This is a genomic window from Thalassolituus sp. LLYu03 (genome assembly GCF_050507655.1).
In the GTDB taxonomy this organism is placed as follows: domain Bacteria; phylum Pseudomonadota; class Gammaproteobacteria; order Pseudomonadales; family Oceanobacteraceae; genus Venatoribacter.
Map to the genome: position 1 here is coordinate 3,532,792 of NZ_CP191496.1, position 24,039 is coordinate 3,556,830.

Here is a 24,039-nt window from a genome sequence, read left to right on the forward strand (position 1 = left end):
GTCAGATTCCTCGGAAAAGTGGCGGCTATTCTAGGGTGTCATGTCCTGAATTCAATCCGGGTGGTATCCTTCCGGCGATTTTTATAACCAAGCCAGCAAATGGACATGCTCACTTTCTCCCTGCGCCACCTGTCAGCCGTTACCCTGTTTCTGTTTTTCACCGCCGCCCGGCTGCATGCGGAGGCCGTCAGCACCTTCAGCATTGAACCCGCGCCGGGCTGGATTGTGCCTGTTCAATATCAGAGCGGCGACGTTCAGGGGGATGCCAAAGGCGGGCTGCAGTACCAGCTGGTCGATGGTCAGTGGCTGGCCGGTACGGTTAATCAGCCACGCCAGCAGTTCCGCCATTTCCGCGAAAAAATCCTCAATCAGGCAGGACTGGAGCAGGAGTCGGAGCTGTATCTGTACCACAATCAGGACTATCAGACGCTGGCCCTGCATCAGCTGGATATCATCCGCGATGGCCAGCGCATCGATAAACTGCCGGGCCTGCTGGTCGACAGTTTCCGCTCCGAAGATCAGGCCAACAATCTGATTTATACCGGCGGTATCACCACTCATCTGATCGTCGATGATCTGCGCGTCGGCGATGAACTGGAATACAGCTATACCATCGCCGGCAGCAACCCGGTGTATCAGCAGTTATTCGGTGCCGAAATGCGTCTGAGCTGGGGTGTCCCGGTTGAACAGGTCAGCTATCGGCTGCTGTGGGCTGGCGATCAGCCGCTGCACCTGCACTACCGCAACACCGGGCTTAAGGTGCGTCAGGGCAATCATCAGGGACTCACGGCGTACACCATTGAAACCCGCAATACGCAGCCGATCGGCAATAACTCGGAAAAACCCGGCTGGTACGACGGCGGCGCCTACGCGTTTTTATCGGGCAACGACGAATGGGCAGACATCGAACGCTGGGCCATTCCTATGTATCAGGACGCCTACAGCCAGTCGGACGCCATAACGCAAATCGCGGCCGACATCCGCCGCCAGCACGGCGACCCGGCAGACCAGATCGCCGCGGCACTGGCCTACGTGCAGAACGAAATCCGCTATCTGGGTCTGGAAATGGGGCAGAACTCGCACCGCCCCACCGCCGCCGATGAAACCCTGCAACTGCGCTACGGCGACTGCAAAGACAAAGCTGTGCTGTTCGTGAGCTTGCTGAAGGCGCTGAACGTTAAGGCGTGGCCGGCGCTGGTGAACACCGACATAGGCCCGGATCTGCTCAGCTATCCGCCATCGCACCGCCTGTTTGATCACGTCATCACCTATGTCGAGCTCAATGGTCAGGGCTACTGGCTGGACCCGACCCGGCGCAATCAGGGCGACGACCTGAGCCACGTCTATCAGCCGTACTATGGCCACGCTCTGGTGATCGGTGCCGGTGATAACGCCCTGCGGGCGATGCAGCCACACCGCAACAGCCTGCTTAAGATTCACGATGATTTGTATCTGGGCGCCAGTGCCAGCGACGCGGTGCAGTTTGTGTCGGCAACCACCATGACCGGCTGGTTCGCCGAGAACTTCGTCAACAAACTCGAGCGCAGCAATCTCGAAGAGCGGGCCAAGGTCTACCTGAATTTTTACAAGAGTTTCTATCCCGGCACCGAAAGCACGGCGCCGCTGAGCTATGAGCGCAGCAAGCGCGAACTGGTGGCCACCGAGCACTACAGCATTCTCAATTTCTGGGAAGACAACAACGACCGCTTTGAACGGACCCTGTACCCCAGCACCATCCGCGACTATCTGGATGTGCCGGAGGAAACCGAGCGCACAACACCGTACGGCCTGTCGTTCCCGAATCAGGTTGACGAGGTGGTAACCGTCCACTTTGCCGACGATAACTGGTTTTTTAACGACGCCGACTTTAACGAAGACAACGATTTCTTCCGCTATCAGCGCCTGGTGCGCTTCGACCAAAGCGGTCGCACCCTGACACTCAGCTACCGTTACGAAGCCCTGCAGGATCATGTACCGGCAGCGCGCATGGCCGACTACACAGCGGCCATTAACCGCGCCCGCGACGAAAGTACTTACGGTATTTTTATGTACGCCAACGGCGCCGCAGCCGGCACCGATGAGGAAGAAGACTCTCTGCTGAACGACCCCGCCATCACGATATTGGTTGTCGCCAGCGTTGTCGCGCTGGTGATGGTGGTGGTGCTGACCAGCTGGTTCATGGCCATGGGTAAGGAGGAGCTCAAGGAGCTGGCGTATTACCCGCTGCCGCTGTGGCAGTTTCTGGTGCTCTATTTCATTACCTTCGGCCTGTATCCGCTGTTCTGGCTTTACCGCAACTGGCAGTACGTGCGCCGTCAGGATCAATCCAGAATTCAGCCGGGTCTGAGAGCTGTGTTCGGGATTCTGTTTTTTTATCCGCTGTATCGCCGCATCGGCCGCGATTACAACGCGCTGGGTCATCAGAGTTTTCTGACCCACGGTCTGGTGGCCGGCGTTCTGGCGCTGCTGTTTGCCGTCGCCAGTGTCACCGACAAAATAGTGAACACAGTAGCGCTGCCGCTGCTGGTGCCCCTGATCGCACTGTTGCCAGCCCTGCTGCTGATTAACCATCAGAATGCGGCCGAGCCATCGCGCCTGCGCTGGCGCCACTGGCTGCTGGCCTGTGTCTCGCTGCCGTTTCTGATGCTGGTGATTGCGCAGGATCTGTACCTGATTCCGGCCGGCAATGTGGTGGAGGGTAACGTCGTCAGTCACAGCGACCGTAAATTCATGGCACGCAGCGGCGTGCTGCCGGCGGATGAACATCTGCTGTATTTCTACAGCGATGCGTATCTGGATATTCGCCAGGACGGCAACGGCTTTACGGAGGACTCGGTGTTCTCGTACTGGATGGAACCCGACGACCGCTTATCCAGCCGGCAGGTGGCGCTGTCTGAGGTCAAAGATATCCGTGTCACGTTTGCCGAACAATGGAACGAAAATACCCTCATCACCATTGTGCCGGACAACGGACCCGAGTTCGTTCTGTACGTGGGCAACACGGATAAACGCGACCGTTTGTTCGTCAAGGAACTGAAGGCGCAATGGCATCAGAAGCGCTTTCCGGTTTACGACGACGGGCAGGCGTCCAGCCAGTAGTGCACCGGCCAGACCACCGCGATCAGGCCATCTGCTGCTCGCGGTCTTCCATCAGGTCGAGGTAGTCCATTTCCGTCATACCCAGCGCTTCGAAGCAGCCGTGCTTGATGCGTGACCAGTCGGTGAGATTGCAGTCACGGCGGATGCTGTTGACCATGTTGTCGGCCACTTTCAGCGCCGCCCAGATCAGAGACACCGGGTCGTCCATGTAGTGATCGAGAAAATCTTCTTCGTGGTGGGTCAGCACCACACGGCAGATGTCCGCCGGCAGCGACCAGCTGCTGGCGATGAAATAACCCACCTGCGCGTGATTGCACTGATACCGCTCGTCTTCGAGGCTGACCGGATTGTGCTCGTAATCCTGATTCGCCAGCTGCAGGGTTTCGCGGTAATCGGGGTATTTCTGGCTCATCGCAGCGATGCCGCAATCGTGAAACAGCCCCGTGCTGTAGAGGTTTTCCGCCGGGATTTTGTCTTTGATGGTCTGGCCGATGAACACCATGGTTTCCGCCACCATGGTGGAGTTGTCCCACAGGCGCTCGTAGGAAATGGCGGCCCGGCCTTTAAAGCCTTTGCGCAACAGCAGCGCGGTCACCAGGGTGCCGACCGAACGCGCGCCGAGCAGCATCACCGCCTGCTGAATATCGCTGATGGTGCGGCTCATGCCATATACCGGCGAATTGATGGTTTTTAAAATCGCCGACGACAAACCAATGTCACGCGAAATCAGGCGCGCAAGCTGGCTGATGTCGCCTTGCGGATCGTCGATGAGTTGCTGAATGTCGACCAGAATCTGAGGTTTGGAAGGGACGACGAAGCCGCGGCCGATGCGGTCCGTCAATTCCGGGGTTAACGCTATCATTGTCACTCGCTGTACGGCTGAACCGGTAACGCCGGTAAGCCTAGACGGGTTTTCAGCGAGTATCTGACAAACCACTCAGAAAGTGTCCGCAATGTGCGGTCGCCATGAGCGGCGTCAGGATCTGATCAAATACTATTAACGATCGTTCTTCAGGCACGTTTCAAAACGTTGCGTCAGGTCGCTCAGAAAGGCCGGGTAACCATTGACCGTCAGCGGAATGTTCAGCGCCATCGGGTCCAGCTCACCACGGCGCACGCCGGTTCCCCGCACCACCGACTCCACCAGCGCCGGCGAAAATTCCGGTTCGCTGAAGACGCACACCACATTGCCCTGTTCAATTTGCGTGCGCATGGATTGCAGGGTTTTCAGTCCGGGTTTCTGCTCCGGGGTCAGCGTGAAGGCACCAACCTGATTCAGGCCGAAGTGTTCGACCCAGTGATCCCAGGCGCGGTGAAATACGAAGAAGCCGCGACCGCGCAGCGGGGACAGCGTCTGTTGCGAGGCGGCCAGCTGCTGTTCGACCGCCGCCGCAAACGGCGCCGGATCACGCCCCAGTCGCTGAGCCAGCTGACGCTGGGCGGCCACCATTTGTTCCGGGTTCAGCCACCAGTGCGGGTCATGGTGATGACCGGCATGATCGTGCGCATCGTCGCCATGATCGTGAACATCGCCGTCACGGTGAGAATCGCCACGCTGATGGTCATGGTCATCGTGCCCGTCCTGAGCGTCATCGTCGTGATGCCCGTCGGCGGCAAAGGCCGATACATCAATCCATTGTTTATCCGGCCAGCGTTTGGCAAAGCCCGCCAGATAGGGTTCGCCCTCGGCACCGGACCAGAGAATCACATCCGCCGCCTGAATTTTTTCGACATCTGACGGGCGCAGCGAGAAATCGTGTGGCGTCATTCCCGGTGGCACCAGCACGCTGAGCTGCTCTGCACTGACCACAGAGGCTGCCACCAGCCCGAGCGGATGCACACTGGCCAGCACTCTGGGTTCAGCGGCTGAAACAGTGAATGCCGGCAGGGACAGCGCCAGCAGGGAGCAGAAACGCAGAATCTTCATTGTGAATCCGGAGGAGTATCGTAGAATTGCAACATTATAACCTAAGGTTGCAGGCATGACCCAGAAGTCCCTACACCCGAACGTCTACCGCTCCCACGACCATCACGCCTGCATCGACAGCGCCGTGGCGAAAGCCCGTCAGCTGTGCGAGGCCAAAGGCGTACGCCTGACGCCCATCCGCCAGCGGGTGCTGGAGCTGGTGTGGGCGAATCATAAGCCGGTCGGCGCTTACGATCTGCTGCCGGGGCTGGCTGCCGATGGCTTCAACTCGGCACCACCGACCGTTTACCGGGCGCTGGATTTTCTGCTCGAGCTGGGGCTGGTGCACCGCATTGCGTCACTGAATGCCTACATCGGCTGTGACCATCCGGGTGAAGAGCACCCGACCTGTTTCTTCGTCTGCCGCGCCTGCGGTCAGGCTCAGGAGCTCGACGCCGCTAAGGTCAGCAGCGTCGCACGACAGGCAGAGGAAGCCCTTGGCGTTGTTGTCGAACAACAGATCACTGAACTGCTGGGCCTGTGCCCGGCCTGCCGGAAGGCATCATGAGCCAGACTCCTGACATCCTGCTCGAAGCGCGCCAGCTGAACCTGACTCGCCGCCACAAAACCGTATTAAGTGACATCAGCCTTAAGCTGGAACGTGGCCGCATCATGACCCTGATCGGTCCCAACGGCTGCGGTAAATCAACGCTGATCAAAGTGTTGCTGGGGCTGGAACAGGCCGACTCCGGCGAGGTAATCCGCGCCCGCGGTCTGCACATTGGCTACATGCCGCAGAAGTTGAGTCTCGACCAGCGCATGCCGCTGACGGTGGAGGGTTTCCTGCGGCTGGCACGCAACGCCAGCCGGCACGACATCGCCCACTGGCTGCAGCGTTTGGGCATTGAAGCACTGGCTCCGCTGTCGGTGCACGACTTGTCCGGTGGTGAATGGCAGCGGGTGCTGCTGGTGCGTGCGTTGCTGATGAAGCCGGATGTTCTGGTGCTGGACGAGCCGGTGCAGGGCGTGGATGTGCAGGGGCAGATGGAGCTCTACCGCCTGATTCCCCAGCTGCGCAGCGAACTGAATTGCGCAGTGCTCATGGTATCCCACGATCTGCATCTGGTGATGGCCGCCACCGACGAAGTGGTGTGCCTGAACGGTCACGTCTGCTGCTCTGGTCATCCGGATCAGGTTTCCATCAGCCCGGCGTATCTGCAGCTGTTCGGCGCCCGCCCGGCGCGCAATTCCGCCATCGCGCATTACACCCATCATCACGATCATGCGCACTGCAACCACGATCACACGCACACAGGAGGCCAGAATGGCTGAGTTCTGGTGGCTGATGCCCCTGCTGGCCGGGCTGCTGCTGGCGCTGGTCGCCGGCCCGCTGGGCAGCTTTGTGGTGTGGCGGCGCATGGCGTTCTTCGGCGATACCCTGGCCCACGGCGCACTGCTGGGCATCACCTTCGGCGTACTCACCGACATCAACCTCACGCTGGCACTGGTGTTCGGCTCCATGCTGCTGGCGCTGGTGCTGTTGCCGCTGGAGCGGCGGGCGCGGCTGTCGTCGGACACCCTGCTCGGTATTGTTTCGCACAGTACGCTGGCGATTGGTCTGGTGACCCTGAGTCTGGCGCAGGGGGTGCGGGTCGACCTGATGGGCTATCTGTTCGGCGATCTGCTGGCGGTTGAACCGGCGGATGTGCTCTGGATTCTGGCCGCCGCCGTGCTGGTGCTGATTCTGCTGGTGTGGCAATGGCGACCACTGCTGGCCATCACGGTCAGCAGCGAGCTGGCGACCATCGACGGCCTGCCGGTCAAACGCCTGAACGCCATGCTGATTCTGTTGCTGGCGCTGATCGTCGCACTGGCGATGAAAGTGGTGGGCATTCTGCTGGTCAGCGCGCTGCTGATCATTCCGCCGGCGGTGGCGCGCACGCTGTCGCGTTCACCGGAGCAGATGGTTCTGCTCGCCAGTGGCGCCGGTGCCTTGTCGGTACTGGGTGGTCTGTGGGCGTCATTCCGCTGGGATACACCCGCCGGCCCAAGTGTGGTGGTCACCGCGACCAGCCTGTTTGCGCTGGTGCTGATCGGGCAGTCGCTGCGCGGACTGAGCCAGCGCTGACAGACGCCCATAAAAAAGACCCGGTCGCCATTGGGGGCAAACGACCGGGTTAACTTCGGATCATTGGGGAAGTACCGAAGAAAAAGAACTACCTTGAAAACACCCCCGCTGAGCGAACACTCGATCAACCAGATCGTTCAGCGATTAACCTAACTATAGCCTGCACCCCGCGCTCTGCCTGAAATCAGCCCGAATTGCGGCATTTTTTTCCTGCCACTTGTAGTTAACCCCGCTCACCTTAACCGGATGACGGTGTTCGCCTGAGAATAAGCCCTGAGAACTGTTTAAGAATCAGCCAGCCGCCGGAATTCCGCTGCCGGAAAAAGACAAATGCCCGGCAGTTAGCCGGGCATTCACAGGAAGACGCGCAGCGCGCTGAAACGATGACTCAGCCGGGTTGCTGATCGTCGCTGTCCGTGGCGTCCAGAGGTGGCAACAGCCACTGATCGAGCTGCTTGCGCAGGGTGTCGAGACCATCGCCCTTGAGGGACGAAAACGTCTGAATGGTGACCTGAGTGCTGATGTCCTTCAGCGCTTTTTTCACTGCCAGTAAGGCGGTCTGTGCCGGCCCGCGGCTGAGTTTATCGGCCTTGGTCAGCAGAATGTGCACTGGCATGGCCGAGCGGTCAGCCCAGCGGATCATATGCTGGTCAAAGTCTTTGAGCGGGTTGCGGATATCCATCAGCAACACCAGTCCCACCAGCGCCTGACGGTTGGTGAGGTAGTTATCCAGCTCTTTCTGCCAGGCTTCTTTCACCGCCAGCGGTACCTTGGCAAAGCCGTAGCCTGGCAGGTCAACCAGCGCGAGCGGATCGTCGCCCACCTGAAAATAGTTGATAAGCTGAGTACGACCCGGCGTTTTACTGGTGCGGGCCAGTTTCTTATTGCCGGTGAGGCAATTGAGTGCGCTGGACTTACCGGCGTTGGACCGACCGGCAAACGCGACTTCGCGGACAATCTCCAGAGGACATTGACTGAGCTTGGCGGCGCTCTTAACGAATCGGGTCTTGGTGTAAGTCAATGAATCCTGATCTGACATAGGGTAAACGTAATGACCGTCCGGAATTTAATGTTATATAATGCTGGGCCTTTGGATGACGCACCCATCATATCACAGGGCGGGTACTCCGGGGCTAAGCTGTTTTGACCCTTGAAAAACAAGCAAAGAGAGAGAGTATCACCCATGAAAAAACTGATGATGATGGCCGCCGTCACCGCCGCTGCTATGAGCGCTAATGTTCAGGCATTTGATGCTGCTGCCAAATTTCAGCAAACCTGTAACGCCTGCCACGGCATGGGCGTAGCCGGTGCACCGAAAGCATTCGACAAAGCCGCGTGGGAACCACGTCTGGCAAAAGGTATGGATGCTCTGGTTAACAGCGTTACCAACGGTCTGAATGCCATGCCACCACGCGGTCTGTGCATGGACTGCACCGCCGAGCAGTACAAAGAACTGATCACTTACATGTCCACCGCTAAATAAGGCGCGGACTGAAAAGCGACGAATTCACTTACAACCTGGACCTGATGATGAAAAACCTGTTGATTAGCCTGATCGTATCTGCCGGTCTGATCTCCGTTGCCCACGCCGGTAACGCGGACGCCGGCAAAGCAAAATCCGCCATGTGCGCAGCCTGTCATGGTGCAGATGGTAACAGCATGGCCCCAACCTTCCCGAAAATCGCGGGTCAGGGCGAGCGTTACCTGGTCAAGCAAATCAAAGACATCCGTGATGGTCGCCGTTCTGTTCCGGCCATGGCTCCGTTCGTAGCCGGTCTGAGCGACTCTGACGTAGAAGACCTGGCCGCTTACTTCGGCAGCCAGATCCCAACCGCCGGTGGCGCCAAAGAAGAACTGGCCAAGCTGGGTGAAAGCATCTACCGCGGTGGCATTCAGGCGAAAGGCGTTCCAGCCTGTCTGGCCTGTCACGGTCCGGATGGTAAAGGCGTTGCTACTGCCGGTTTCCCACGTCTGGCTGGCCAGCACGATGCGTACACTGCCGCTCAGCTGACCGCATTCAGCATGAACCAGCGTACCAACGACGGCGACAGCCGCATGATGCGTGACATCGCAGCACGTCTGCACGCAACCGAAGTAGAAGCCGTCGCTTCTTACATTCAGGGCCTGCGTTAATCGCAGCCTGTTAAAAAAGGTGGCTCAGGCCACCTTTTTTTATGCCCGCATTCTGCCCTGCCAGACCGTAAAAACGGCCGTCCGTCACGCCTTTACCACACTTTGCGTTCCGGCGGTGGGCGTGTCAGAACCTTTGTGCAAGAATGCCGTCTCATCATCTCTTACAACACACACGGAGTTACCCAATGTTCGCACAGGTGAGCAAATGGATCGCAGCCGCTGCTCTTATGGTCAGTGCCGCTGTTCATGCCGAGTATCAGGCCGGCAAAGAATACACAGTGCTGGCTGAGCCGGTAGCCGTTATGGCGGACGGTAAAGTGCACGTGGAAGAGGCCTTCTGGTACGGCTGCCCACACTGCTTCCATCTGGAAGATTCCATTGAGCCGTGGAAGAAAAATCTGGCCGCCGACGTCGCCTTCGAAGGTGTTCCGGCTATGTTTGGCCGCGCCTGGGTAGTGCACGCGCAGCTGTACTACGTTGCCGATGTACTGGGCGTGCTGCCACAGGTACACGAAGAGATTTTCAAAGCCGTGCACATCCACAAAAAGCGTCTGCTGGAAAAAGACGAGCAGCGTGAATTCCTGATGGAAAAAGGCGGCGTTTCCGCCGCAGACTTCGACAAAGCCTACGACTCATTCACCGTGAAGAGCCGCATGAAACAGGGCGATCAGCGCATCCGTGCGTTCAAGATCGACGGCGTTCCGGCTCTGATTATTCAGGGTAAATACGTCATTACCGCCAGCACCGCCGGTGGTCAGGATCAGATGCTGAAAGTGGCCGATTATCTGATCGCCAAAGAGCGTGCGGCCCTGAAAGGCAAATAAGCATGCCCTTCTGCAGCCTGGAGGAATTCACCGGCGCCCCCCGCCCGGCTGACACCCTCCGGCTGCTGTCCTTCAATATTCAGGTCGGCATACAGACCGCCGCCTACCATCATTACCTCTCCCGCAGCTGGCAGCATCTGTTGCCCAGCGAAGAACGCGACTACTCCCTGAACCGCATCGCCAGACTGGTACAACCCTTCGACATCGTGGCCCTGCAGGAAGCCGACGCCGGCAGTTTCCGCAGCCGCCAGTGCAATCAGGTCGAAGAGCTGGCGCAACAGGCGGGCTTTTCGTTCTGGTACCAGCAGGTGAACCGCAATCTGGCCGGCATCGCCCGCCACAGCAACGGCGTCTTGAGCCGCCTCGCGGCCTGCCAGCAGGAACACCATGCCCTGCCCGGTTTATTACCCGGCCGTGGTCTGATGGTGATGCGTTTTGGTGACGGCAAGCAGCAACTGGTCGTGGCGGTCACCCATCTGGCACTCGGCAAACGCACCCAGTTCAGCCAGCTCGATTTTCTCTGTGATCTGGTCGGCGACGCCCGCCATCTGGTGATCATGGGCGACCTCAATCAGGAGGCCGATGTGCTGCTGAAGCACAGCCCGCTGCGCCGTCTGAATCTGCACTCGCCCCGCTGTTTTATGCCCACTTACCCGAGCTGGCGACCAAGTCGCGGGCTCGATCATATTCTGCTCAGTGACGGCCTCGAACTGCTGCGCAGTGCCGTGATTGCCCATCCGCATTCCGACCATTTACCCGTTGCCGCTGAGATCCGCTGGCCGCCCGCTGCGCAGGCCTGACAATTCCGGCAAAAATGTGGGCCTTTCCTATACTTAGCGGTAAATCGTCTGATCACCGGGAACACTGAATGTCTGAGGGAACAGAAGCCTCATCCGCCCGCCGCTGGCGCGACAAATACCTCGACCTGCTGGATGGCCACGAAAAACTCAAAACCACAGCTGAACAACAGCAGGAACAGCTGCGTCGCGGACTGGTTATGGTGTCGCTGCTGGCCGAAGGTCAGGCAGGCGGTGTCGACCAATCGCTGGGCGAACTGCGCGATGCCCTGAAACCCGGCGCCACCGGCATGACCCGCGTGCTCGACGAACTCGAGCGGGCCGTCAAACGCTTCGAATCGCAGAACGCTGCGCAGGCGGAAGTGCTGCTCGGTCAGCTGTCTGACGCCGCCGACAAACTCAGCAACTGCCCGCTGCCACGGCCGCTGATGAAGCGCATCAAGGCCGTGCGCAAAAGCGCGGCCAGTGAGCTGCAAAGCTGGTCGGGTTACATCAGCCAGCTGCAGAACTGGATTCAGATTCTGGGCGAGATCGCCACCCTCGAAGGCTACGATCAGGAACGCTCCAGCAAATGGTGGCAACGCTGGTTCAAACCCAGCGACGAAGAAGCCCAGACCGACGAAGCCGGCGACAGCGAAGAAAGCGAAGACGGTGAACCGGGCTTCTCGCACATATCCAAAGAAGTGTCCGACACCCTGTTCAGCCTGCTCAATCAGCTGGTGATTCCCGAGCGCCTGTCGTATCAGGCAGAAAGCCTGAAACAACGCCTGCAGGACGGTCTCAACTGGTACGAACTGGTGCCGTTACTGGAAGACACCACCGACTTCCTTCTGCAGTGTCTGGGCAGCAGCCAGACTGAATTTGAACAATTTCTGCAAAGCCTTGATCAGCGCCTGAAAGCCATTCAGACACTGGTCACCGAAGCCAGCCAGAGCCAGTCCGAACGGCGCCGCGCGCGGGTCGACCTCGACAGCATGGTGCGCGAACAGATCGCCGATATCCGCTCGGTGGTCACCGGCTCCGGCGACCTGGGCGAACTGGGTGTCAGCGTGCGCGAGCATCTGACCCTGATCGTCAAAGCCATGGAGAAATACCAGCAGGACGAAGAAGAGCGCGAACAACGCCTCGCCGCCAAGCTCGAGATGCTGCAGAAACGGCTGAATGAAATGGAAGCCGAAGTTAAAGAAAGCAAACTGGCCATCGAGGAACAGAAACGACGCGCCACCCACGATGCGCTCACCGGTCTGCCCAACCGCGAAGCCTATCAGGCACGGCTCGAAGAAGAGCTGATCCGCCGTCACCGCTACGGCGGCAATCTGGCGCTGGTGATCGGCGACGTCGATCACTTCAAACGCATCAACGACGGCTTCGGCCATCTGGCCGGCGACAAAGTGCTGCAGCTGATTGCGCGTTCGCTGCGTAAATACCTGCGCGACGTCGATTTCGTCGCCCGCTACGGCGGCGAAGAGTTCGTCATCCTGATGCCGGAAACCTCCGCCGACGAAGCCATGCAGGCCGCAGAGAAGCTGCGCATGAAAGTCGAACAGAGTCCGTTCCACTTCAAGCAGCAACGGGTGTCGATCACCATGTCGTTCGGGGTCAGCGAGTTCCGCGCGCTGGAGTCACCGGACACCGTTTTCGACCGCGCCGACAAAGCCCTGTACCAGGCCAAACACGAAGGCCGCAACCGCAGCTGTCAGGGCTGATCCGCAGCGGTTGCATTTTGCTTTCGTTCTGATAGTTTTGTCCGACTTTAGTTTCGGTTCGTAAGAAATGCCCAAACGCAATACAGTTCAGCGCCGCCATGGCATTCTCGAGCGGCTGAGTCTGCACGGTCAGGTGCAGGTCGATGAACTGGCCAAAGCCTTCGAAACCTCAGAGGTCACCATCCGCAAAGATCTGGCAGAGCTGGAGAAAAGCGGCGTACTGCTGCGCCGTTACGGTGGAGCTGTGCCGCTGCCGGCCGAACTGATCCAGACCAGCAGCGACACCAGCGACAGCAAAGAAAAAGTTTCAGAACGAAAGAAAGCCATCGCCCGCGCCGCTGCCGACTGCATCCGCGACCACAACCGCATCATCATCGACTTCGGCACCACCACCGCGGCGCTGATTCCGCGTCTGCAAAGCAAGCGTGGCCTGGTAGTGATGACCAACTCGCTGACCGTGGCCAACGCCATCCGCGAACTGGAGAACGAACCCACCCTGCTGCTCAGCGGCGGAACCTGGGACACGCATTCGGAGTCTTTTCAGGGCCAGATCGCCGAGCAGGTGATCCGCTCCTACGATTTCGACCAGCTGTTCATCGGCTGTGACGGCATCGACCTTGAGCGTGGCACCACCACCTTCAATGAACTGCTGAGTCTGAGCCGGGTCATGGCCGACTCGGCACGGGAAGTGGTGGTCATGGCAGAAGCCGACAAGATCGGCCGCCGCATTCCCAACCTCGAATTACCCTGGTCGGCCATCAGCGTGCTGATTACCGACGACCGCATGACTGCGGAACAACAACAACACATTGAACAACAGGGCGTGCGCGTCGTGATCGCGCCGTCCGGCAACGGAGAATAACAGTATGTGTGGCATTGTCGGCGCCGTAGCGCAGCGTGATGTGGCGGATATTCTGCTCGAAGGTCTGAAGCGCCTGGAGTACCGGGGCTACGACTCGGCGGGTCTGGCCGTGATCGACGCTCAGGGCCAGCTCAACCGCGTGCGTCGGCTGGGTAAAGTGCAGTCGCTGGCCGATGCCGTGCATGCCAGCCCGGCCAGTGGCGGCACCGGTATTGCCCACACCCGCTGGGCCACCCACGGCGAGCCGTCCGAAGCCAACGCCCACCCGCACGTATCCGGCGACATCGCCGTGGTGCACAACGGCATCATCGAAAACCACGAAACCCTGCGCGACGAACTGAAGGCGCAGGGCTATGTGTTCACCTCCCAGACCGACACCGAAGTGATCGCGCATCTGGTGGAGCGCGAACTGAAAAATGCCGGCAGCCTGCTGGCTGCGGTAATGGCCGCCCGCACCCAGCTGCACGGCGCCTATGGCATGGTGGTGATCGACCGCAAACAACCTGAACGCATGATCGTTGCCCGCTCCGGCAGCCCGCTGGTGATTGGTTTTGGTATCGGCGAGCACTTTGTGGCGTCCGACCAATTGGCCCTGCTGCCGGTGACGCGCAAATTCGCCTTCCTCGAAGAAGGCGATGTTGCAGAAATCAGCCGCAGTGCGGTGCAGGTGTATGACCGCGCCAACCAGCCGGTGGAGCGCGCTGCGCAGGAAAGCACGGTTGAGCACGATGCCGGCGACAAAGGCGAATTCCGCCATTACATGCTGAAAGAAATCCACGAACAGCCGCAGGCCATCATCAACACGCTGGAAGGCCGGTTGTTCAATGGTCAGCTGAATCTGGAAGCGCTGGGCGACCTGTCGGACATCGAACAGGTACAGATCATCGCCTGCGGCACCAGCTACCACGCCGGCATGACCGCCCGTTACTGGATCGAAGAACTGGCCGGCGTTGCCTGTAACGTCGAAATCGCGTCGGAATTCCGTTACCGCAAATCCGTGGTGCGCCCGAACAGCCTGCTGGTGACCATTTCCCAATCCGGCGAAACCGCCGACACGCTGGCCGCCCTGCGTCTGGCGAAAGAACTGGGTTTTGCCCGCAGCCTGACCATCTGCAACGTGCCGGGTTCATCGCTGGTGCGCGAATCGGATATGGCGCTGATGACCCGTGCCGGCGCGGAAATCGGCGTGGCCTCGACCAAAGCCTTCACCACCCAGCTGGTCGCCCTGCTGCTGCTCACCGCCGCACTGGGTCGTGGCCGTGGACTGGACGCCGCCGGCGAAAAACGCCTGGCTGACGCGTTAACCACACTGCCGGGGCTGATCGACAAAGCCCTGACCATGAACGCCGATATTCAGCAGCTGGCCGAACGCTTTGCCGAAAAACAACACGCCCTGTTCCTTGGTCGTGGCGACCAGTACCCGATTGCCATGGAAGGGGCGCTGAAGCTGAAAGAGATTTCCTACATCCACGCCGAAGCCTATGCCGCGGGCGAACTGAAACACGGCCCGCTGGCGCTGATCGATTCCGAAATGCCGATTGTGGTGGTGGCGCCGGCCAACGATCTGGTGGAAAAACTGAAATCGAACATCGAAGAAGTGCGTGCCCGTGGCGGCGAACTGTTCGTGTTTGCCGACGAAGCCGCCGGCATCCGCCCGGAAGCCAATATGCAGGTGATGGCCGTACCGCATTGCGATGCACTGGTGGCGCCGATTCTGTACACACTGCCGCTGCAGCTGCTGAGCTACCACGTGGCCGTGATCAAAGGCACCGACGTCGACCAGCCGCGTAACCTGGCCAAGAGCGTGACGGTGGAGTAATCCACCCCGCTCTCTGCCCGGAATATACGGATGTTTTGCATGGCGCGCAGGCGCATGACCGCGTTGTTACTGGCCAGCTCATTGCTGGCGCTGACCGCTCAGGCGGCCCCCGACTTTGCCCTGCTCAGTGAGCAGGCGCAGCTGTCGGCGGATGTGTATCTGCCCGAGGCAGAACGCGCCGCCAAGCTGAAGCAGCAGGGGCAAACCCTGATTCATCAGGCCACCCTCGACGACTCTCAGGTCAGTTATCTGCTCAGCCGGGCCGGTGACGTACAGACCATCGCCGTGCGCGGCACTGCTAATCTGGCCAACGTGATGGTGGATCTGGATATCGCCTTTCAGCCCGACCAGGGGCTCGGCATTCCGCTGCACACCGGCTTCCGCAACAGCGCCTTCGCCGTGCTCGAGGATGTATCGCCGCAGCTGAACCCAGATCAGCCGGTGCACATCACAGGCCACAGTCTGGGGGGCGCGGTGGCTGTGGTGCTGGCCATGTACCTTGAGCGGGCCGGGTTTGACGTGACTCAGGTGGTGACCTTTGGTCAGCCGAAAGTCACCAACGTGACCGGGGCCGGCCTCTACCGTCAGCTGCCGCTGACCCGTGTAGTTACCCAGAAAGATCTGGTGCCCTTGGTGCCGCCGCTGAGCCCGATGCAGATCCGCGATCTGGATGTTTACTGGCATCTGGGGGAAGAAGTGATTCTGCTCGGTGATCAGACCTACTCGCAGACCAGTGGCCTGAAGGCCATGCTCAGGGCCACCAAACTGAGTACCAGCCTGCCGGATGAGGCCAACCTGCAGGCACATCAGATCAGCACCTACCTGACGCTGCTGCAGGCGCTCACCACGGGTGCCAGCGAAGTGCCCTATCAGATGGAAATCAATCTGTTCGGGCTGTCGATCAACTGAACGCCAGCCCGCGCGAACATGATCCGCTCAGGCGTCTGACGCCTGCTCCAGCCGCCCGCCAAACTTCTGATGCAGCCAGGCCAGTGCCAGCAGCGTCAGACCCAGCCCCATAAACGACGCCACGCGCCACAACCCGGTCAGGCCGGCCATATCCACCAGAAACAGCTTGGCGACCACCACCAGCAGTAAGGCCATGCCGGCGCGGTACAGGTCGCGTTTGCCCAGCCAGCTGCCAAGGCTGAGTGCCGCTGCGGCCATCAGCAGCCACACCACGGAATAGGTGTACAGCTCTCCGTCCGGCGTGTCATTACCCAGACTCATACCGGCGCCGCCCTGCCACAGATGGCGGATTTCCAGCGAGACAAACCAGAGCAAATTGAGCCCGGTGGCCAGCGCGGCGTAGCGCTTGTACTGCGCCGGCAGCACACGCCACAACGCCGCCATAATCACAGTCGGCAGACCAAAGCTGAGCAGCAACAGGTTAAACACGGGTGTGTCGCTTACCGGGGTGTAGCTCCACAGCGGGTTTTCCAGCAGCAACAGCACGCCGGCGTACACCAGCGCCGCCGCACCCAGATGCAAGGCACCTAACACCTGATAGAAACGCGGCCACTGAGTCACCTGAGTGGCGCGCCAGAAGTAAATCACCGCCGCGCTGCCCCACAGCACCACGTCGATGCTGGCTTCGGTAAAGCTGAATTGGTGGCGGAAAATATCGCCGTCGTACAGCCAGTAGCGCACTTCGGTGGCCAGCGTCAGCACCAGCAGTTGCGCCGCACCACCCTGCAGCCAGGGTTGCATACGGCTTTCACCACGCAGAATCCAGGCCGCCAGCGCGGTGCATACAGTCGCGCCACCATAGGTCCACAGCGACCAGTGACTGGCGCTGTCGTAGGTCAGCAGCCATGGGTTTAAGGTCAGGCGGATCACCACCAGCAGCAGTACCGCGCGGATCACCCAGCTCATCAGTGCCAGCTGATAACGCTGCTGCAACAGCGCCAGCGACACCAGTTGTGCCGCCAGCGCCAGCGTCAGGGTCGCTTCCGCCAGCCAGATCACCGCTGCCAGCGCCAGCCCCATATGTCCGGCGCTGATCAGAATCACGCTGATCAATGGCCGTGCCTGGTTGCTCTGCTCACGCTCGCCCAGCCACAGGTAACTCAGACCAAGCAGCAGCGCCACCAGTCCCCACGCCCAGTCGAGGCGGAAATCGGGAAACAGGTAATAACTCACCGCCAGCATCAGCAGCGGTGTGGCGACACCCAGCCCGGTCCAGAACGCCGGGTATTCGGGTTTGCTGAACAGCACCCAGTAACAGGCCGCACAGAACACTAAGGTCAGCAGGGCAAAGCGTGCGGCCAGCGCGGTCTGGCTGGCGATGTCCACCGGGCCCAGTAACCACTGATCGCCCTGCTCCACTAACAGAGGGCAGACCGACGCCAGCACACTCAGTACCAGCATAATGGCCGGCAGCGGATTCAGTTCCGGGCGACGGCTGGCCGCCAGCAGCAGTAAACCGGGCAACGCCAGCCAGCTGAAGTATCCGGCCAGGGCGGCATTTTCAATGGCCAGCGTCGCGCCCTGCGCGAGTACCAGCAACAGCAGCGCCGGAAATACGGGCCAGTCAGACGCCGTGTTGCGCAGCGCCAGCAGACGCTGCCACCAGTTGTGTTCCGGCTCAAAAGCCGCCGGACGCAGGAACCAGTCGAAGCGCGGTACAGCAAGAAAACCGTAGGCCAGCGCCAGCAGGTAAAGTGAACGCACGCCGTCTGCTGGTTGCACATCCAGACTGATCAGCCACCACAGCAGCGACCCGGCAATCACCCCCAGCCACAGCCAGCGCCGCTGCACATACGCCAGCAGCCACAGCGAGAAAAACGTCAGAATGCCGGTGTACACCAGCGCCGCAGCAATATTGCCCGAGCCGGTATTCACCAGCGCCGGCACCAGATAACCGCCCAGCATGCCCAGCGCCGCCAGCACGGGGCCGTGCTTCAGCGACAGCGCCATGGTGGCGAACGACACCAGCGCCATGGCGGCAAAAATCAGCGTCGGCGAGGTATCGGGTAACAGGCGGAAAGCCGCGAGTAAGGCGGCATAAAGAATGATGCTGGCGCCACCGGCCAGCGAGGCAAACACCGGGTTCTGCCCGCGCGTGCGGCGCAGCCATTCGGCCCCGGCGTGCAAACCGGCACCGGCCAGCAGGGACAACAGAATGCGAGCTTCAGGCCCGAGCAGGCCCTGTTCGATGGAGTAGCGCACCATAAAGACACCGGCCAGCCCGACGCAGATACCGCCCAGCCAGATCATCCAGTGCTGTTTGGCGTTCTCCAGCAGGCGGTCGACCAGTGACGGCCCCTGCGGCCGCACCGTCACCCGCTCGCCAAACAGGGCCTCGAACGACACCGGCTCGCGCGGCGCGGCGCTGGCCATCGCGGCTACCGGTGCAGGTGTTTCGGCGGCTGCTTCTGCCACGGCTTCCGTGCCTTGCTCTGCCGATGCGGCCTGGCTCTCAGGTTTTGCTTCCGCTGCGGGCGCCCTGGCCTGCAGCGCTTTGAGCTTCAGCTCCAGCGTGTGCACTTTGTCTTCCAGATTCTGTACCCGGAAAAAGGCGATCACGCCCAGAATCAGCGCCAGCAAAGCCGCCAGCGGTAACAGCATCAACAGCGGAATCAGATCATCCATCAGGGTCGTCCATGAAAACAGCGGGACCGGCAGCGCCGGTGCGTTGAAAGTCTGTGCCATTGAACGGGATTCGCCGGGCAAACTGAAGGGCCACCGGGCGCGGAAGGCGCAATTCACGGACAGAAGGCAGGCAAAGGGCGCCAGCCGGTGAACCCGCGCCGTACGGCGGGCACCAAAATGCAGGTCAGACGGCGAGCGGTAAGCCGATGGTGAACTGCACGACACCCTGCTCACTGCGCACGCTCATGTCGCCGCCGTGGGCGCGCACAACCGAGCGGGCGATGGCCAGCCCGAGACCCGCGCCTTCGCCCAGACCGGGATTCATGCCCGGATGCAGACGCTGACGCGAGGCATCAGCACGGTAGAAGCGGTCGAACAGATGCGGCAGATGCTGAGCGTCGATATGGCCGGGGTTGGACACGGTAACGCTGACCTGCCCGTCGGCGCTGCTGAGCTGCACCTGCACCTCAGCGCCGGCCGGCGTATGGCGCAGGGCGTTGGACAGCAGATTCGACAGCGCGCGGCGCAGCAGATTGCGGTCACCGGCCACCTCGGGAGCTTCGCCCGTAAGACTCAGGTGAATGTCTTTTTCGGCGGCCAGAGCTTCAAAAAACTCGAACAGCTCCTGCACTTCCACGGCCAGTTGCAGCGGTTTTAGTTGCGGCGTCAGCAGCTGGTTATCGCTTTTCGCCAGCCACAGCATATCGCCCACCAGCTTGCTCAGGCGCTCCAGTTCTTCGAGGCTGGAATACAGCAGTTCGCGGTAGGTATCGGTGTCGCGCGGTTTGCTCAGCGTGACCTGCGTCTGGGTGATCAGGCTGGTCAGCGGCGTGCGTAATTCGTGGGCGATGTCGGACGAATAATGCGCCAGCTGCTCGAAGCCGGTCTGCAGGCGGCCGATCATCTGGTTAAACGACTGCGCCAGTTCGCTCAGCTCTGCCGGTAAGGCAGCGGCATCAAGACGCACATCCAGTTTGCTGGTCTGAATGCCGCGCATCCGCTGGCTTAACCCGCGCAGCGGCAGGTGGCCCTGATACACGGCCAGCGCCGCCGCCAGCAAAGTGACCGCGCCGGTGAGCGCCATAATCAGCCACAGCGAATAGCGGAAGCTGTGCAGAAAATGCAGGTGAAACCCCATGTCCACCGCCAGCGTCAGGCGGTAGTTTTTATCGCCCGCTTTAAGCGTCAGCACGCCGCCACGGTAGTCGTGGCCATCGCTGTGCCACAGTTGCAGGTCGGCGGCACGCAGGCTGCTGCCCGGCGCAATAAAGGCAGCCGCCTCTGCAAAAGCCGGGTTACGGGCAGCAAACAGAACAGTGCCCGTTGCGTCCTGCAGCTGGTAATCAACCCCATGGTGATCGCTGACCAGTGGCAGCAGGGCATCCTGCAGCGGACGGTTGTCCGGGTGTTCGAGCAGGGTTTGCAGACGCGCCGCCAGCGCCTGCAGTTCGCTGGCGTCCTGCTCGGCAAAATGCTGGCCGATGGAGCGCAGAATCAGGGTAGCGTTAAGCGCCAGACTGAGGCCGATGGCGAGGCTGACAAACAGCAGCACGCGCTGCGTCAGCGACATAGGGCGGCGGCTGTTGGCTGCGCGCAGGTCGGAGGGTTCAGGCGTCATAGGCGGCATCCAGCGTATAGCCCATGCCGCGCACGGTATGAATGAGTTTGGGCTCAAAGCCGTCGTCGACTTTGGCGCGCAGGCGCCGGATGGCGACATCAATCACATTGGTGTCGGAGTCGAAATTCATGTCCCACACCTGCGAGGCAATCAGCGAGCGTGGCAGCACTTCGCCCTCTCGCCGCACCAGCAGCTCCAGCAGGGCGAATTCTTTCTGGCTTAAGGCGATTTTCTGCCCGCCGCGCTGTACCCGGCGTTTAAGCAGGTCGAGGGTCAGGTCGGCCACGCTCAGCTGGTCGGCCTGCACCGGCGCGGCACCCCGGCGCAGCAGCGTACGCACCCGCGCCAGCAGTTCGGCAAAGGCGAAGGGTTTTACCAGATAATCATCGGCGCCCAGCTCCAGCCCTTTTACCCTGTCTTCAATACTGTCGCGCGCGGTCAGGAACAACACAGGCGTCTGGCGGCCGGCGTCGCGCAGGGATTGCAGAATGCGCCAGCCATCGACGTCGGGCAGCATCACATCGAGCAGGATCAGATCGAAGGATTCGGTCATGGCCAGATGGTGCCCGTCCAGCCCGGTGCGGGCGAGGCTGACCACAAAGCCCGATTCGCTCAGGCCCTGACGCAGGTAATCGCCGGTTTTCTGTTCGTCTTCCACCACCAGCAGGCGCATGGTCTGTGTCTCCAAAACGTGAGCCATCATTATGGCGGAGCGACCGCCACGCATAAATGACGCGCACATTACGTTTTTGTCATGTTCGGGTCATGGCCCTGACAGCTGGCGCTGGCACACTGATCACAGTTACCCAACGGAATCCTGTTATGAAACCAGAAGCTCCTCAGGTCAGCCGCCGCCGTTTTGTGCAGGGCTTAGCCGCCGGTGGTGTGCTGGCCGCCATGCCCAACTGGCTGTACGCGCGCAGCCTGCAAACGGCCGCCCACGGGCTGGCGCCGGAAATCCGCAGCAACCAGATTGATCTGGTGGTGGAAGAAACCCTGGTGAATTTCACCGGCACGGTGAGCAGCGCCACCGCCATTAACGGCTCGATTCCGGCACCCACCTTGCGTCTGCGCGAAGGCGAGGAAGTGGTGATCCGCGTCACCAACCGCTTAAACGTCCCGACCTCCATTCACTGGCACGGCATTCTGCTGCCCTATCAGATGGACGGCGTACCCGGCCTGAGTTTTAACGGCATAGCACCGGGTGAAACCTTTACCTACCGCTTTACCCCGCGCCAGCACGGCACTTACTGGTATCACTCGCACTCCGGCATGCAGGAGCTGACCGGCATGTACGGCGCGCTGATTATCGACCCGGCCCATGCGCATCATCACGATATGCAGGCACATGGCGATATGCCCGGCCAGATGATGGCCATGACGGAAGCCCAGCGCGATTACGTGATCCAGCTGTCCGACTGGTCCGACGATCACCCGATGGCCGTGCTCGGCCGGCTGAAAAGCCACAGCGATCTGTACAATTTTAATCAGCCCACGGTCGGCGATTTTGTGCGCGATGCCTCGGCCACCAGCCTGAGCGCGGCCTGGCATAAACGCGCCATGTGGAACGAGATGCGCATGAGCCCCACCGATCTGGCCGACACCTCGGCGGCGGTGATGACCTACCTGATGAACGGCACCACACCGGCGGGCAACTGGACCGGGCTGTTTAAGCGCGGCGACACCGTGAAGCTGCGTTTTATTAATGCCGCCGGTAACACCTTTTACGACGTACGCATTCCCGGCCAGACCCTGACCGTAATCGCCGCCGACGGCCAGCCGCTGCAACCGGTTAAGGTGCACGAATTCCGCTTCGGCCCGGGCGAAACCTACGACGTACTGGTCACGCCAACGCAAGACGCCTGCACCCTGTTCGCCCAGACCATGGACCGCTCGGGCTATGCCTGCGGCACGCTGGCGGTGGCGGCGGGAATGAGCGCGCCGGTGCCGGCCACTGACCCGGTCGAATGGCTGAGCATGGGCGATATGATGGGCAGCATGGATCACTCATCCAGGAACCACGAGGCCATGGATCACGAAGCGATGAACCACGAAAGCATGGGCCACGATATGAGTGCTATGGATCACTCGATGATGGGGCATGACATGGGCGCCATGGATCACTCGTCGATGAATCATTCATCTATGAACCACGCCATGCCGCCAAACCCACTGGCCAAACCCAGCAGCAAAGTCAGCCACGCCAGCAGCGAATACGGCGCCACGGTGGATATGCGCGTCGATACCCCGCGCACCAACCTCGACGATCCGGGTGTGGGCCTGCGCGAGCTGGATAAAAAAGAACGGCGCGGCGAGGGTCACAAGGTGCTGACGCTGGCCGATCAGCGTTCCGCCCACGGTGTGCTGAGTGATACCCGCGTGCCGGTGAAAGAAATCGAACTGCACCTCACCGGCAATATGGAACGCTACAGCTGGTCGCTCGACGGACTGGAATTCGGCAACAGCACACCGGTGGCGATGAAGCGCGGTGAGCGCATCCGCGTAATTCTGCACAACGACACCATGATGACGCACCCCATGCACCTGCACGGCATGTGGAGCGATCTGGAATCTGGCGACGGCGAGCTGCTGGTGCGCCGCCATACGCTTCCGGTGCAACCGGCGCAGCGCATCAGTTTTCTGACCACACCTGAAGATCTGGGACGCTGGGCCTGGCACTGCCACCTGATGTTCCACATGGATATGGGCATGTTCCGCGAGGTGGTTGTTTATGAATAAGTCTCTGCTCAGCACGCTCATTCTGTTGGGTCTGGCGCCCGTGTTCAGTCAGGCAGAAGAAGCTCCGGCTCACAACATTCCAGGTGACGCTCGCGATCCGCATCAGTACAGCAATGGTTTTACCCGTCATTCCGGCCCCTATGTGCTGCACGGCACTCACCCGCTGATGCTGGCCGACGAACACAAGCTGTGGTCCGTGCTGGCCGACCGGCTGGAATACGAGCCCGACGACGAACGCGGTGCGTTTGATATCAGCGCCTGGTACGGCACCACCTTTAACCGCCTGCAGATCAATCTGGAAGGCGAACTGGCCGACGGCAACCTTGAACACAGCCAGACCGACCTGCTGTGGAATCACGGCATAAGCACCTTCCACGACACCCTGCTCGGCGTGCGCCTCGACAGCCAGCACGAAGGCGCAGAGCGTCAGTGGCTGGCCGCGGGTGTACAGGGTTTGCTGCCGTACTGGATTGAGTACCGGCTGATGGGCTATGTCGGCGACGACAGCCGCAGTGCCATCAGCCTGAGTCTGGAACACGAGCTGCTGTTCACCCAGCGACTGGGGCTGGCCAGCCGTGTGGAAACATCCGCCTACGGCAAAGACGATGCTGAAACCGGAACCGGTTCCGGTTTCAGCGACCTGAGCGCCGGAATCCGCCTGCGCTATGACCTGAGTCGGCGTTTTGGCCCGTATGCGGGCATAGACTGGAGTAAGAGCTTCGGCACCACGGCCCGTTATCTGCGGGAAGCAGATGAACCGGTCACCGACACCCATTATCTGCTGGGGCTCCGTTTCTGGTTCTAGGGAGAAGAA

At 60.6% G+C, this 24,039-nt stretch carries 20 protein-coding genes; 14 read left to right on the forward strand and 6 right to left on the reverse strand.

Translation table 11 applies throughout. The annotated features are described in order from the left end of the window. Positions 1–105: 105 nt before the first annotated feature. Positions 106–3,099 (forward strand): DUF3857 domain-containing transglutaminase family protein, encoded by a 2,994-nt coding sequence (locus ACQUQU_RS15770; RefSeq protein ID WP_430460660.1) that lies wholly within the window; start codon positions 106–108, stop codon positions 3,097–3,099. 22 nt (positions 3,100–3,121) lie between these two features. On the opposite strand, the gene ACQUQU_RS15775 is transcribed toward ACQUQU_RS15770, so the two are convergent. Beyond that, on the reverse strand, positions 3,122–3,961 hold the full coding sequence (locus ACQUQU_RS15775) for an HDOD domain-containing protein (protein ID WP_430460661.1): 840 nt from the start codon (positions 3,959–3,961) through the stop codon (positions 3,122–3,124). 135 nt (positions 3,962–4,096) lie between these two features. Then, positions 4,097–5,026, reverse strand: a complete 930-nt coding sequence (locus ACQUQU_RS15780; RefSeq protein WP_430460662.1) for a zinc ABC transporter substrate-binding protein — start codon at positions 5,024–5,026, stop codon at positions 4,097–4,099. A 55-nt stretch (positions 5,027–5,081) separates the two neighbouring features. Here ACQUQU_RS15780 and ACQUQU_RS15785 point away from each other — a divergent pair, with 55 nt between their 5' ends. Genes ACQUQU_RS15785 through znuB form a run of 3 tightly spaced genes read left to right on the forward strand, consistent with a single transcriptional unit; the run spans position 5,082 to position 7,133 of the window. Further along, positions 5,082–5,573 carry a Fur family transcriptional regulator gene (locus ACQUQU_RS15785; RefSeq protein ID WP_430460663.1) on the forward strand — a complete coding sequence of 164 codons (492 nt, stop codon included), beginning with the start codon at positions 5,082–5,084 and terminating at the stop codon, positions 5,571–5,573. Further along, a complete protein-coding gene (locus ACQUQU_RS15790; protein WP_430460664.1) occupies positions 5,570–6,337 on the forward strand; it encodes an ATP-binding cassette domain-containing protein in 768 nt (255 codons plus the stop codon). Before ACQUQU_RS15785 ends, ACQUQU_RS15790 begins: the two co-directional genes overlap by 4 nt. Continuing rightward, positions 6,330–7,133 carry a zinc ABC transporter permease subunit ZnuB gene (znuB, locus tag ACQUQU_RS15795; RefSeq protein WP_430460665.1) on the forward strand — a complete coding sequence of 268 codons (804 nt, stop codon included), beginning with the start codon at positions 6,330–6,332 and terminating at the stop codon, positions 7,131–7,133. Before ACQUQU_RS15790 ends, znuB begins: the two co-directional genes overlap by 8 nt. 388 nt (positions 7,134–7,521) lie before the next feature. Here znuB and yihA read toward each other — a convergent pair whose 3' ends face one another. Continuing rightward, positions 7,522–8,172 carry a ribosome biogenesis GTP-binding protein YihA/YsxC gene (gene yihA / locus ACQUQU_RS15800; RefSeq protein ID WP_430460666.1) on the reverse strand — a complete coding sequence of 217 codons (651 nt, stop codon included), beginning with the start codon at positions 8,170–8,172 and terminating at the stop codon, positions 7,522–7,524. Between the two features lie 144 nt (positions 8,173–8,316). Here yihA and ACQUQU_RS15805 point away from each other — a divergent pair, with 144 nt between their 5' ends. From ACQUQU_RS15805 to ACQUQU_RS15840, 8 genes are all read left to right on the forward strand, one after another. Continuing rightward, positions 8,317–8,616: a c-type cytochrome gene (locus tag ACQUQU_RS15805; RefSeq protein WP_430460667.1), complete on the forward strand. Its 300-nt coding sequence runs from the start codon at positions 8,317–8,319 to the stop codon at positions 8,614–8,616. 47 nt (positions 8,617–8,663) lie between these two features. Next, the gene (locus ACQUQU_RS15810; protein ID WP_430460668.1) at positions 8,664–9,266 is read left to right on the forward strand and encodes a c-type cytochrome; all 603 of its coding nucleotides are present in this window, start codon (positions 8,664–8,666) and stop codon (positions 9,264–9,266) included. 185 nt (positions 9,267–9,451) lie between these two features. Beyond that, positions 9,452–10,090, forward strand: coding sequence for a thiol:disulfide interchange protein DsbA/DsbL (locus ACQUQU_RS15815; protein WP_430460669.1), 639 nt, complete (start codon positions 9,452–9,454; stop codon positions 10,088–10,090). 2 nt (positions 10,091–10,092) lie between these two features. Beyond that, positions 10,093–10,890, forward strand: a complete 798-nt coding sequence (locus tag ACQUQU_RS15820) for an endonuclease/exonuclease/phosphatase family protein (RefSeq protein ID WP_430460670.1) — start codon at positions 10,093–10,095, stop codon at positions 10,888–10,890. A 68-nt stretch (positions 10,891–10,958) separates the two neighbouring features. Continuing rightward, positions 10,959–12,593 carry a diguanylate cyclase gene (locus tag ACQUQU_RS15825; protein ID WP_430460671.1) on the forward strand — a complete coding sequence of 545 codons (1,635 nt, stop codon included), beginning with the start codon at positions 10,959–10,961 and terminating at the stop codon, positions 12,591–12,593. A 67-nt stretch (positions 12,594–12,660) separates the two neighbouring features. Next, the gene (locus tag ACQUQU_RS15830; protein ID WP_430460672.1) at positions 12,661–13,455 is read left to right on the forward strand and encodes a DeoR/GlpR family DNA-binding transcription regulator; all 795 of its coding nucleotides are present in this window, start codon (positions 12,661–12,663) and stop codon (positions 13,453–13,455) included. 4 nt (positions 13,456–13,459) lie between these two features. After that, entirely contained in the window at positions 13,460–15,274 is a 1,815-nt protein-coding gene (gene glmS / locus ACQUQU_RS15835) for a glutamine--fructose-6-phosphate transaminase (isomerizing) (RefSeq protein WP_430460673.1), read from the forward strand. Positions 15,275–15,313: 39 nt separating this feature from the next. Next, entirely contained in the window at positions 15,314–16,183 is an 870-nt protein-coding gene (locus ACQUQU_RS15840) for a lipase family protein (protein ID WP_430460674.1), read from the forward strand. A gap of 27 nt (positions 16,184–16,210) precedes the next feature. On the opposite strand, the gene ACQUQU_RS15845 is transcribed toward ACQUQU_RS15840, so the two are convergent. From ACQUQU_RS15845 to ACQUQU_RS15855, 3 genes are all read right to left on the reverse strand, one after another. After that, complete coding sequence (locus ACQUQU_RS15845; RefSeq protein ID WP_430460675.1) at positions 16,211–18,928, reverse strand: DUF2339 domain-containing protein; 2,718 nt, start codon at positions 18,926–18,928, stop codon at positions 16,211–16,213. 124 nt (positions 18,929–19,052) lie between these two features. Next, positions 19,053–20,486: a heavy metal sensor histidine kinase gene (locus ACQUQU_RS15850; protein ID WP_430460676.1), complete on the reverse strand. Its 1,434-nt coding sequence runs from the start codon at positions 20,484–20,486 to the stop codon at positions 19,053–19,055. After that, a complete protein-coding gene (locus ACQUQU_RS15855; RefSeq protein WP_430463048.1) occupies positions 20,476–21,159 on the reverse strand; it encodes a heavy metal response regulator transcription factor in 684 nt (227 codons plus the stop codon). The genes ACQUQU_RS15850 and ACQUQU_RS15855 overlap by 11 nt, the downstream gene beginning before the upstream one ends. A gap of 149 nt (positions 21,160–21,308) precedes the next feature. Here ACQUQU_RS15855 and ACQUQU_RS15860 point away from each other — a divergent pair, with 149 nt between their 5' ends. Both ACQUQU_RS15860 and ACQUQU_RS15865 read left to right on the forward strand, forming a co-directional pair. Further along, on the forward strand, positions 21,309–23,225 hold the full coding sequence (locus tag ACQUQU_RS15860) for a copper resistance system multicopper oxidase (RefSeq protein ID WP_430460677.1): 1,917 nt from the start codon (positions 21,309–21,311) through the stop codon (positions 23,223–23,225). Continuing rightward, entirely contained in the window at positions 23,218–24,030 is an 813-nt protein-coding gene (locus ACQUQU_RS15865) for a copper resistance protein B (RefSeq protein WP_430460678.1), read from the forward strand. Before ACQUQU_RS15860 ends, ACQUQU_RS15865 begins: the two co-directional genes overlap by 8 nt. Positions 24,031–24,039 lie beyond the last annotated feature (9 nt).